The sequence below is a fragment of the Streptomyces lunalinharesii genome (genome assembly GCF_039532155.1).
Taxonomy (GTDB): Bacteria; Actinomycetota; Actinomycetes; order Streptomycetales; family Streptomycetaceae; genus Streptomyces; species Streptomyces lunalinharesii.
This window is the reverse complement of sequence record NZ_BAAARK010000031.1, coordinates 49,039-61,002: the sequence shown is the minus strand read 5'-3', so window position 1 is coordinate 61,002 and position 11,964 is coordinate 49,039. Positions and strand designations below refer to the sequence as shown.

The 11,964-nt window shown below is 68.6% G+C and carries 8 protein-coding genes and 1 pseudogene; 6 read left to right on the top strand and 3 right to left on the bottom strand.

The annotated features are described in order from the left end of the window. Positions 1–17 precede the first annotated feature (17 nt). From ABD385_RS32170 to ABD385_RS32160, 3 genes are all read left to right on the top strand, one after another. The gene (locus ABD385_RS32170; RefSeq protein WP_344582647.1) at positions 18–986 is read left to right on the top strand and encodes an alpha/beta hydrolase; all 969 of its coding nucleotides are present in this window, start codon (positions 18–20) and stop codon (positions 984–986) included. Positions 987–1,228: 242 nt separating this feature from the next. After that, positions 1,229–2,023 (top strand): SDR family NAD(P)-dependent oxidoreductase, encoded by a 795-nt coding sequence (locus ABD385_RS32165; RefSeq protein ID WP_344582645.1) that lies wholly within the window; start codon positions 1,229–1,231, stop codon positions 2,021–2,023. 648 nt (positions 2,024–2,671) lie between these two features. Beyond that, positions 2,672–3,358, top strand: coding sequence for an SDR family oxidoreductase (locus tag ABD385_RS32160; RefSeq protein WP_344582643.1), 687 nt, complete (start codon positions 2,672–2,674; stop codon positions 3,356–3,358). Positions 3,359–3,671: 313 nt separating this feature from the next. Here ABD385_RS32160 and ABD385_RS32155 read toward each other — a convergent pair whose 3' ends face one another. Further along, positions 3,672–4,109 carry an Lrp/AsnC family transcriptional regulator gene (locus ABD385_RS32155; RefSeq protein WP_344582641.1) on the bottom strand — a complete coding sequence of 146 codons (438 nt, stop codon included), beginning with the start codon at positions 4,107–4,109 and terminating at the stop codon, positions 3,672–3,674. A gap of 161 nt (positions 4,110–4,270) precedes the next feature. Between ABD385_RS32155 and ABD385_RS32150 the strand changes: the two genes are divergently transcribed. Together ABD385_RS32150 and ABD385_RS32145 are read left to right on the top strand one after the other, a co-directional pair. After that, the gene (locus ABD385_RS32150; RefSeq protein WP_344582640.1) at positions 4,271–5,455 is read left to right on the top strand and encodes a trans-sulfuration enzyme family protein; all 1,185 of its coding nucleotides are present in this window, start codon (positions 4,271–4,273) and stop codon (positions 5,453–5,455) included. A gap of 100 nt (positions 5,456–5,555) precedes the next feature. Then, a complete protein-coding gene (locus ABD385_RS32145; protein ID WP_344582639.1) occupies positions 5,556–6,842 on the top strand; it encodes an amidohydrolase family protein in 1,287 nt (428 codons plus the stop codon). A gap of 644 nt (positions 6,843–7,486) precedes the next feature. Here the strand turns inward: ABD385_RS32145 and ABD385_RS32140 are convergent. Next, positions 7,487–8,722 (bottom strand): hypothetical protein, encoded by a 1,236-nt coding sequence (locus tag ABD385_RS32140; RefSeq protein WP_344582638.1) that lies wholly within the window; start codon positions 8,720–8,722, stop codon positions 7,487–7,489. 891 nt (positions 8,723–9,613) lie between these two features. Here ABD385_RS32140 and ABD385_RS32135 point away from each other — a divergent pair. Continuing rightward, positions 9,614–9,883 (top strand): annotated as a pseudogene (locus ABD385_RS32135) (VOC family protein); the annotation flags it as partial. Between the two features lie 377 nt (positions 9,884–10,260). On the opposite strand, the gene ABD385_RS32130 reads toward ABD385_RS32135, so the two are convergent. Then, positions 10,261–11,826 carry an MFS transporter gene (locus tag ABD385_RS32130; protein ID WP_344582636.1) on the bottom strand — a complete coding sequence of 522 codons (1,566 nt, stop codon included), beginning with the start codon at positions 11,824–11,826 and terminating at the stop codon, positions 10,261–10,263. Positions 11,827–11,964: the final 138 nt, after the last annotated feature.

The following is an 11,964-nucleotide window of genomic DNA, read 5'->3' as shown; positions in this document are numbered from 1 at the left end:
CCCCAGGGAGCATTCCCATGGCTGCTCAGACCGCATCAATCGTCCTTGAGCCCGAGGCACAGGACATCGCCGATGCGACCTCACAACACCCGTTCCTGTACGAGCTGGCACCCACCGCGGCGCGCAAGGTCCTCGACGACCTCCAGTCCGCGCCGGTCGACAAACTGCCCGTCGACGAGGAGTGGGTCACCGTTCCCGCCGCTGTGGGCGACGTACGGGTCCGCATCGTCAAGCCGCGGGGTGCCACTGGAACACTGCCCGTCGTGCTGTACATGCACGGCGGTGGCTGGGTACTCGGCAACGCCGGCACGCACGACCGCCTGGTGCGCGAGTTGGCGGTCGGTGCCCGTGCGGCGGTGGCATTCGTGGAGTACACCCCGTCGCCCGAGGCGCACTACCCCGTGGCCATCGAGCAGGGCTACGCCACCGCACAGTGGATCGTCCGCGAGGGTGCGTCCAAGGGGCTGGATGCACAGCGCATGGTGGTGGCCGGGGAATCGGTCGGCGGAAACATGACCGCCGCACTCGCCCTCATAGCCAAGGAACGCGGTGACGTCACCTTCGTACAGCAGTCGATGTACTACCCCGTCACGGACGCGGCCATGAACACCGACTCCTACGACCAGTTCGCCACCGGCTACTACCTGAGCCGCAAGCTGATGGAGTGGTTCTGGGACGCGTACACGACCGATGCGGACCAGCGCGCGGAGATCACCGCATCTCCCAACCGCGCCGCCGTCGAGCAGCTCACCGGCTTGCCGCCCGCCCTGCTGATCGTCGACGAGGCCGACGTGCTCCGCGACGAGGGCGAGGCATACGCCGCCAAGCTCCGCGCAGCCGGCGTGCCGGTGACCACCGTGCGCTACGACGGCACGGTCCACGACTTCATGATGCTCAACTCGCTGAGCCAGTCCAAAGCCGCTCGCGGGGCCATCGACCAGGCCACGGCGTTCCTCCGCAGCGCCCTGGGAACAGCCCAGGCCTAGGTACTGGTGCGTCAGGTCCTGGCTCTGCCTGTCGGCAGGGCGGCTTCAGGTGGTGCAGTGCGGGTCCCAGTCCACCCCCTCGCCTCGCCCCCGCGGCGCTTGGTTCACGAACTGCCGTACGGCATGCACGCCAGGCAGCCGCTCGGTCATCGGAAGGGCCCAGGGCCGGTGTCGCGGCGCAGCGGCGACGTGGATGCCGCTTAGTCTCGGCCCATACGGTGATCAACTCACAAGGGAACGCCATGGACCTTCAGCTCGCGGACAAGGTTGTCGTCGTCACCGGGGCGAGCAAGGGCATCGGCCTCGCCATCGCCGAGGCGTTCTGCCGCGAGGGCGCACACGTCGTTGCCGGCAGCCGGAGCAGCACGCCGGAGCTTGCGGCACTGCATGCGAAGCACGGCCTCACCGCGGTCCCGGTCGACCTGTCCACCCCAGACGGACCGGACGCGCTCGTCCAGGTCGCGGTGGACCAGTACAACAGGGTCGACGTCCTGGTGAACAACCTGGGTACCGCGACGTCCCGCGCGAGCTTCCTGGACATCGACGACGCCGAGTGGCAACGGATCTTCAACATGACCCTGTTCAGCGCGGTGCGAACCAGCCGCGCGGCGCTTCCTCACCTGCTGGACGCAGGCAAGGGTTCCCTCGTCAACATCAGCTCCATCAACGCGCGCCTGCCCTTCCCCGCGGTCGTGGACTACTCGGCGGCCAAAGCCGGGCTGACCAGCCTGACCAAGTCACTGTCCGAGGAGTTCGCACCGCGCGGCATCCGCGTCAACGCGATCGCCCCAGGGCCGGTCCGCACCCCCTTCTGGACCGCACCGGGTGGCTTCGCCGATGCCACGGCGGCCCAGGCCGGCACCACCGCCCAGGAGGCCATGGACGTGGTTGTTCCGCAGAGCATGGGCATCTCCAGCGGGAGGGTCACTGAAGCCCACGAAGTCGCCGACCTGACCGTCTTCCTCGCCTCCCCCGTCGCCGGCAACATCACAGGAGCCGAGTTCACCATCGACGGCGGCCAAGTCAAGACGGTCTGATCGCCTGCCCCGCTGCGTCTGGCTCCGGCCACATAGCAGTTGGGCACGTCGGAGCACGGCGAACAGGCGCCCAGGGGCGACAACCGGCACCTCGAACGCGCGGTGTCCTGTCCGGGTTCGCCGCCCTGCGGGGCCGGTCTCCTGCGGCTACCGCGACGGGTGCCGGGTCCCCGGCAAGACGCTTCGTGCCCACGGCGAGATCTCCGCGGCTCCCCGACGGACAGCTGCCTCCGGGCCCTGCACGATCTGTCCGCAGACCGCTGCGGTGCCTGGCATGCCGTGCGGCCCCGCGAGCGCGTCATGCAGCCCGGTCTGCGTGCAGTCAGTCTGGTTCTCGTCGCTCCGGATGCGAGCAGTCGGCCCTGCTTCCGGGGACATGCGTTGCTGCAGCGGTCGGTGCACGCTGGTGGTGGAGAGGACTTCTTGCGTGGGAAACCTGCGGCCGCGACGACCTGGCCGTCCCGGAATGGCCCGACATCGGGTGGAGGTCGAACGCGGGCCTGCGGGTGATGATTTCCCCCCTCTGGGCGAGTCGTCCCAGGACCTGGGCCGGGCCAGGACGCGGTCCGGGTCAGAGCCTCCCCTTGCAGGGTTGTTCCTCGACAAGTGCCCGCTGTCATCGGCAGGCAGCAGCGGGAAGGAAGCACGATGGAGATCAAGGGGTCGACTGCCCTGGTAACAGGGGCCAATCGTGGCATCGGCCACGCGTTCGCCCGCGCGCTGATCGCGCGGGGAGCACGCAAGGTCTACGCCGGTGTCCGTGATCCGGCGAGCGTGGGCGACGAGGACCTGACTCCGCTGCGTCTGGACGTCACCGTGCCGGAGGAGGTCGTCGCGGCGGCGGAGGCCGCCTCGGATGTCACCATCGTGATCAACAACGCGGGCATCGGAGGTTTCGACACCAAGCTGCTGACGGGCTCCTTCGACGGCGCGCACGAGGCGATGGAGATCAACTACTTCGGTACCTGGGCCGTGTCCCGTGCCTTCGCCCCGGTCCTGGCCCGCAATGGCGGCGGCGCACTGATCAACATGCTGTCGACCGCCTCCTGGGCATCCCGGCCGGACTATCCGGGGTATGCGGCCTCCAAGGCAGCCCAGTGGTCCTTGACCGGCGCGCTGCGGGAAGGTCTACGCGAGCAGGGAACTCTCGTGATCGGTGTCCACGCCAGTTTCGTGGAGACGGATCTCAGTTCCTTCACGGACGCACCGAAGATCAGTGCGGATGATGTCGCGGAGCAGACGATGGAGGCACTGGCGCACGACCGGGTCGAAGTCCTCGCCGACGAGCGGACTCGACAGGTCAAACATGCTCTGTCGCAACCAGTCGAACAGTGAGGAGATACCAGCTCGACCGTACGAGCTGACGACAGCGGACCACCGCCTGGTTCCTGCAGCAGCCCGACGAGGCGCTGGATCCGCCCTCAAGACAACCTCGGCGATATCGCACCGCAGGAGCATCGCGGCCGGCGGAGACCGGACTCGGACGGCGGGGACCTCGGCACATGGCGGCGCGGCCAGCGCGGGGAAGGCATCGTGCAGACGCTCATGCCGCTGACGCCGGCGGTGGCCAACACGGGGACGCCGTCCTGATCCGCGAGCCGTCCCCCTGTGACAGTCCTTTCGCCTCCCCCACCGGGCGGCGGAGCCTTCACGGGTTGTCGAGGGTCTTCATGATGACGAAGCTGTTCACGGTGGCCACCCCGGGCAGGGAGGCCAGCTGACTGGCGTGGAAGTCCTCGTAGGCGGCCAGGTCGGCCACCTCCACGTGCAGCAGGTAGTCGAAGCTTCCGGTGATGTGGTGACAGGCCCTCACCTCGGCCAACTGCATCACCGCGCTCTCGAAGGCGGCCACGTCCGCCCGGACGTGCCGCGCGAGCCGTACCCCCGCGAATACCCGCAGGCCCCGTCCGACCGCGGCCGGGTCCACCACCGCCCGGTAGCCGCGAATCACCCCTGTCTCCTCCAGCTGCCGCACGCGCCTCAGGCACGGCGACGGCGACAGCCCCACCCGGGCGGCGAGCTCGCTGTTGCTGATCCGCCCCTCCTGCTCCAGCACGGCCACAATCGCACGATCCACCTCATCCATAGAGGCAGATTATTGCGCTGAAACCTCTTCTTGCACATGTGCCTGCTCCCAAGCTGCGCAATTTACTGTCGAAGTTGCCGCCATCCGCGTTATGGCGACATCTCCCCGCGCCATGCTGGATTCCGATACAGCTCATGGATACGGATGAGGAAGGGCCAGCCATGCTGGGAACGACGACCGCCACCGTTCACGCGGACCGACACGTCCACCCCGATCGCGCCGTGGCACCGCCGATCTATCAGACCGCGGCGTTCTCCGCCGCCGACAGCGAGACGTTCGCCCAAGGCGCCGTCGAGCCGCGCGGCAAGGATTTCTACACCCGCTTCGGCAACCCCAACCACGCCCAGGTCGCGGCCGTCGTCGCCGAACTGGAAGGCACCGAGGCGGCGATGGTCACCGCCTCCGGCATGGCCGCGCTCACCACCGCGGTCCTCGCCCTGGTCTCGGCCGGCGACCACGTCATCGGGCAGAAGTCCACCTACGGCGGCACCGCGTCGGTGCTGCTGAACCTGCTCCCGCGCCTCGGGGTCTCGACGACCCTGGTCGACCAGCGCGACCCGGATGCGTTCGAGCGGGCTGTGACTCCCAAGACCCGCCTGGTCCTGGTGGAGACGCCCAGCAACCCGCTGCTCCAGATCACCGACCTGCGGGCCGTCGCCGACGTGGCCCGCGCCCACGGCGTGCTCACCCTCGCCGACAACACCTTCGCCACCCCGCTCAACCAACGCCCCGCCGAGTACGGCATCGACGTCGTCTGGCACAGCGCCACCAAGTACCTCAACGGGCACTCCGACGTCTCCGCCGGCGTGCTGGCCGGCCCGGCCGAGGTCCTGGACCGCGTCTGGGACACCAGCCTGCTCACCGGCGCCACCCTCGGACCCATCGACGCCTGGCTGCTGCTGCGCGGCATGCGCACCCTGCCCCTGCGCATGCCCCGGCACAACGCCAACGGCCAGGCTCTCGCCGAGGCCCTGAGTGAGCACCCCGCCGTCACCCGCGTCCACTACCCCGGCCTCGCCTCCCACCCCCAACACAAGCTGGCCGCACACCAGATGAACGGCTTCGGCGGCGTGCTCGGCGTCGAGTTCACCGGTGGCTTCGACATGGCCGACGCCTTCCTCGGCCTGCTCCACTACCCGGTGCGCTCCGCCAGCCTCGGCGGCGTCGAATCGCTCGCCGTACACCCGGCGTCCATGTGGCGCGGCATGCTCAGCGACCAGCAGATCACCGAAGCCGTCCCCCCGGGCCTGGTCCGGCTGGCCGCCGGCACCGAGGACACCGCCGACCTGGTCGCCGACGCACTCGCCGCGGCCGACGCCATCCTCGTCGCCAACCGCCGCGCCTGACCGCCGCCACGCCCGGCCAACCCGCGGCCCGGCCCGCGCGGCCGTACCCCACGCTCTCGAAGCAAGACTCGAAGACGCACGTGCAAGGAGTGTCACCCCCATGAAGATCCTCATCTCCGGCGGGACCGTCTTGACCATGGACCCCGCGCTCGGCGATCTCGCACGCGGCGACGTCCTCGTCGACGACGGGAAGATCGTCGACGTAGCGGCCCGCATCGACGCGCCCGACGCGCAAGTCATCGACGCCACCGACCGGATCGTGATGCCTGGCTTCGTCGACAACCACCGCCACTCCTGGCAGACCGCGTTCCGCGGCGCCGGCTCCGACTGGACGTTCCCCGAGTGGGCCCAGGCCATGCACCGCACGGCCAAGCCCCATTACACCCCCGAGGACGTCTACATCGGTACCCTCCTCGGCCGGTTGGAGGCGCTGCACTGCGGCGTCACCACCATGCTCGACTGGTACCACGTCGCCCGGACCCACGCCCACGAGGACGCCGCCGTCGCCGCCCTCACCGACGCCCCCGGACGATCGGTCTTCTGCCTCGGCGCAGGATGGGGCAGCGGCGCGGACGTCGACGACGACGTCCGCCGCGTGCGCGCCCACCTGACCGGCGGCGGCCGCATCGACATGGCCCTCGGCCTGCGTGGCCCCGCAGCCACCGGCATCGACACCGTCGCCCGTGAGGTGAAGCTCGCCGACGAACTCGGCCTGCGCATCAGCCTCCACATCGAAGCGCCCGGCGTGATCGCCGAACTGCGCGAGCACGGCCTACTCCGTGACACGCTCACCGGCGTGCACGCCAACGGCATCGGCGAAGAGGAACTACGGATGCTCGCCGACGCCGGCGGCTCCCTCTCCATCAGCCCCGACGTCGAGCTGAAGATGGGCTTCGGAGCGCCGATGACCGGCCTCGCGCTCGCCGCCGGGCTGCGCCCCACCCTGTCCATCGACGACGTCCCCTCCGCGGGCGGCGACATGTTCTCCACCATGCGCACCGCCTTCGCCGCCCAGCGCGGCCTCGACGGAGCCCTGCGCTCACGCGACCTGCTGAACTTCGCCACCTCCGACGCCGCCGCCTCCCTCGGCCTCCAGGCCCGCACCGGCACCCTCACCCCCGGCAAGGACGCCGACCTGATCCTGCTGCGCACCGACGACCTGACCGTCTTCCCCGTCACCGACCCCGCCGGGACCGTCGTCAGCGCCGGCCACCCCGGCCTGGTCGACACCGTCCTGGCCGCCGGCCGCATCGTCAAGCGCGACGGCGCCCTGCTCGGTGTGGACCTGGCCGCCCTGCGCACCCGCCTCCTCGAATCCCGCGACCGGATCGCCGCAGCCGCCGGAATCCCGCTCGACGGCACCTGGCACCCCCAGCCCGCAGCCTGACCGGGACCCGGACCCGGCAACCCGCCACCAATGCAGCCGCCCCGGCTACGAGAAGGCCAACAGGCTCATCGAGGACCGCGATGTCCCGCCGGTGGCCAGCAGCCGACGCGGCCTCGGCGGCCAAGTCGCGGCTCCAGCGCCAGCTGTTGCGCGCCGCCGTGCGCACGTCCTGGTCGCGGGCAACGGCCGTGGTGACGGCGTAACGATGGCGGTCCTTCTCGGGCAGGTCCTGTTCAAGCGCGGCTGGGGGTGAGCCAGTGGGCCACGCTGTCGCGCAGCAGGACAGAGCCCGACCGACTGCAAGCCCTGTCGTACCCCGGCTGACCAGCAACGACGTTCCCTCCCGACCAGTCATCCCCTAGCCGGAGCAGTGGAACCCGGCGCCCGCCCGACGCGACAGCCGGGCTGCAGGCACGCCTGCCATCAGCCCGAGACACCGATAACGGCCCGTCAGATGGACCGACGGACCGTCACGAAGTTCGAGGTATCGAGGTATCGAGGTTAGGCAAGTGCGTTGTCAGGCAACGAGGTGTCGGCTGCTGCACTGGCCCCCAAGGCCAGGCTCGGAGTAGGGACGCGGCGGGCCCCGCACGGAACCGGGAGGTCGAGGTTCACGTGCGGGGATGCTCACGGGGTGTGGGCCGTCAGACTCCGATCAGGGTGTACGTACCCGTACCGTCCTGCCTGCCGCTGGAGTACTGGCGGATGAACTCCCCGTCCGCGTACCGGTCGTGGCCCATCATGGAGCCGGTGTACTTGTTCTGCACACCGATCTTCGAGCTGCCGGGTACGTCGCGGTAGATGTAGAACCGCTGGAGGTCGTCCTCCGTGCAGGAGGTCGTCGTCAGGACCGCCCGTTCGGTGGACGCGTTCTGCGCGGCGATGGTGGCGCACCCGCCGTTGCCCCAGTTCCACAGGGACGCCTCGATGACCCCGTTGCGCTCCGTCACGTTGCACAGGCGCCAGTTGTCCAGGTGGGCGCTGAAGATCGACGAGGGCCGCAGGCGGACACCGTCGTCGGCGAGGAGCGGCGCGCCCCAGGACAGGGGCTTGCCGGGTACGGCGATCTTGTAGGCGCCGGCCTGGCAGTCGAGAGCGGCCCGCGCGCTACGCCCGGTGGCCTTGGACCGTTCGGCGGACGTGCCGCTGGTGAGAGCCGGGCGCTGCGCGAGGCTGTCCCGCTTCTGCTTCGCGGTCGGCGCCACCGCACCCGCCGGGTGCTCGGCCTTCGCGGCGGCCGAGCCGCAGTCGAGGAGGCTTTGCGCCTTGGCCATGATGCTGCCTGCGGGCACCTTGTCCTGGCAGCGCACCGCGCCTTCCTCGAGGGTGGTGAAGGTGGTGAAGTTGCCGCCGTCGGGCCCGTCGATCCACTTCAACGCCCAACTGCCGTCGCCCTGTTGGACGCGGTTGCAGTTGAGGCTTCCGTACGTACCGGTGACCTTCTTGGTGCCCTTGTAGGCGCCGTAGTAGCCGGGCTGGCTGAAGTTCCACGTGACCGTGTTCGACTCGGTGCTGGTGGAGGAGTAGTCGACCTTCACGTTCAGGCCCAGGCTCGCGCCGACTTTGGTGAGGGCGTCGACGGCGAAACCGCCCTCGACATTGCCGTTGAGGCCGACGGAGACCGAGATGGTCGTCTGGGTGCTGGTGGTGACGGTCTGGTTGCCGGTTGTGCCCTCGGTGACGTACCAGCCCTTGAAGTGGGTGATCGTCGGGGTGACTTCAGTGGACTTGATGTACGGGTGGCGTGTGCCGAGGTCGGCCGCCGTACAGGTGTCGCCGGGCCGGGGCGCCGTCGTGTCGGTGGGTGCTGCAGCAGCCGGTGAGGCGGCAAGGCCCACGGCGGTGACTGCTACGGCGGCCGCCGTAGCAGTCAGTGCCATGAGTGATCTGCCGATGTGACTGACGGGTCTTATGGGACGCATCGTTACCTATTTCCCCCTGGTCGTGTGTGTCCGGTCGTGGGTGAATGTAGCGGTGATGGGGGTGGTGACGTGAGGCCGAAACTGGCCACAAACGATCACGGAAGGGCCTATTCCGCCCTTGGCACAGTCCATTGCCAGGCCGGTTCGATCCCCGATGAACCCGTACGCCACCAAACACGGGAAACGTCCCTCTGAAACGCGCCAGGCACCTGCTCGCGGCAGGAGCCGCACTCGCCCTGACCGCAGCCCTCCTCGCGCTGGGCACCTCACCGGCCGCCGCCGCACCGTCGGCGGCCAGCCGAGCAGCCCCCAGGGGCCACGGAACGTGCACGGCGACCGCCCCCGGGCCCGCGCGCCAGGGCGCGATGTGGACCTGCACCAAACAGGGCCCGTCTCCGGCCGGGAGCTGGCCCTCGTCCGCGCCCGCCTCACCGCCGCCCGGGTCACCGCCGCCCCCCAAGACGACGCGGCGGCCCCGTGCGCCTCCAACGAACACAAGGATGTCGTCTCCATCCGTCACGCGTACTGCGTGCGGCACAACATCGGCTACGAGCTCGTCAACCCCGAGTACGAGGTGATCGGCACCGCCGGCCTCACGATCGTGGCCGCGTCCGAGCCGAGCCCCACGAGTACGCGGTGGCAGGAGCGCATCTCCGTCCTCGCTGGCGCGATGTCACCCACCATTCCCGGGTTGAAACTGTCCCGCCTGGGGCGACGCGCAAATAGAGCTGCGCCAGGGCGAGGAGAACCACAGCGGGACGCTGTCCTACGACTCCACCGTCCGGGGCGGCGGCCTCAGCCAGCGCACACAGATCTCCTACCGGGGCAAGGTGCTGAGCGCCAACGCGGTTGGCAGAGCTCGAGAAGCCGCCCGTACTGGCAGCTCGCGGTGGGTGCTGGTTCCGAGGCGGTGGCCTGGAGGTCCACTTGGGAGTTGAGGAGGGCTTCCACCCGAACAGGAAGGCGCATCCGGGCATCCTTGTGACCTCGCTGCAAGCGCTGGCCAAGCGGTTCGAAGACAACGGTGTGAGCGTCACTTGGGATGACAACTTCCCGGGGCACGATCGCTTCTACGTGTCCGACAAGCTGGGCAACCGGCTTGAGTCCCTTGAACCTGTCCGCGATCGCTGGCGTAGGCGTGACCAGGACGTCTCCTTCGTCCAATTATCTGTGCGGGGACTAACTCCGAGACCGAGTCGCGCCGCCTCGAGCTCCTGCGGACTCAGCCGCGCGATCAGTGAGTCCGCGGCGAGCGCCATCAGAGATCCAGAACCTCCAATTGCTATCGCATAGAGACACCTCATGCCGTTGAGCCGTCAAGCCGTGGGGGTAGGCCGTCTCTTTCCGATCCTGCCGAGAGTCCGCCCCTGGGCCTCGGCCAGGCGCACAGAGAAACGCCCCGGTGAGTGCTCCGGTATAGCCGGGGCACCCACCAGGCTCGGGGGTTGGCTCCGCCCGAGAGTCCCGCCCCCGGGGAGAGGAATCGCCAGCTCTCTTTACGGCTGAGCGTCGGCGAGCGGCTGCGTATCGGCAGGCTCCGACGCCGTGTCAGCCTGAGGCCGGCGGATGAGTGCAAAGCTGGCGATGGCACCCAGAAGTGCTACACAGGCGCCGACGATGAACGCGGTCCGCATTCCTGTGGCGAAGGCGTGGTCGGCCGCCGCCCGAAAGCCGGCACGCGCGGGGGCAGGCACGGAGGCCGCCGTGCCGTTGATGTTTCCTGTGGCCACTTCAGTGGCCAGGGTGCTCAGGTTCCGTTGCAGGCCGTGGATCCCACCAGCCTGGGCGGTCAGGTCGAGGGAGACAGCTACCGCCATTACTGCACCGATGCCACCGAAGCCGACGTTCATGCCGACGATGCGCATGGTGGAGTTGATGCCGGAGGCCATCCCGGACCGATCAGCGGGCACGATGCTGATAGCCACGTTGCTCATCTCACCATTGATCAATCCTGTTCCCAGGCCGCTGATCAGTCCGCCGATGGCATAGTTGGTCCAGTCGCTGTTAAGCGGGGCAAAGGCCAGGAGAGTTGCTCCGGCTGCAACCAGGAGCTGGCCGATGGCCAGCAGAGCGCGCGACGAGATGCGGTTGGCGAGGCGTGCCCCTAAAGGGCCTGCGCCGAACAAGGGAATGGCGAAGGGCAGCATCGCCATTCCTGCCTGAAGGGGGCTGTAGCCGAGTACACCTTGGAAGTAGAGCGGCGTATAGAGGAACAGGCTCCAGAAGGCGACGGACAACACCAGGGGAGCCAGGCTGGCCCCGAGAAACGTGCGTTGGGTGAAAAGTCGCAGGTCGATCAGCGGGTAGATCTGCCGCAGTTCCACGAAGACGAAGGCGATGGCAAGCACAGCCGCCGCGACCAGCGCGGCGATGATGGTGGGACTGGTCCAGCCGATCTGCGGCGCCATGACGATCGAGTAGACCGCCAACAGCACTGCTCCACTGAAGAGCACTAGGCCCTTGAAGTCCAGGCGTGTGGCATGGGGATCTTTGGACTCCCGAGTGCGCATCAGTCCCAGGATCAGCATGGCGATGCCGAACGGCGCATTGAGCAGGAATGCCCATCGCCAGCCACCCAGGTCCACAGCGAGTCCGCCGATGAACGGGCCCAGGGATGCGCCCAGCCCGGAGGCGACGCCGAACACCGCGAAGGCATGGACGCGGCGAGGCCCCGTGAACTCCTGGACGAGAAGGGCGAGCGAAGAGCTGAACATCCCTGCCGCGCCGACGCCTTGGGCGACCCGTCCGACGTTGAGCCAAAGTACGGTGGGCGCCAGGCCGGCGAGCAGGGACGCGACGGTGAAGATCGCGAGTCCCGACAGGAATACCTTCCGCCGGCCGAACAGGTCTGCCAGGCCGCCGCCGGCCATCAACAGGGCGGCAAAGGCCATGGTGTAGCCGTTGATCACCCACTGTTGATCACTGAAACTGACGGGGAAATCGCGGTGGATGTCGCGCAGGGCAACCGAGGCGACTGTGTAGTCCAGTGGCAGCAGAAACGTCGTCACGCTGCTGACGATCAGTGTGCTGACCGCATAGCTCATGCGCAGTTTCGGGGTCATGCAATTCCTAGCTCAGCTTCAGGGTGCATTTGAGGTACGGAGGCAGGCATCCGGGAATGATGATCTCAAGAATCCCATCGTGGGGACTTCCTGAGATCGCGGCATTCTTCGGCAGATGCCTCGCGGTTCCCTTCCGGA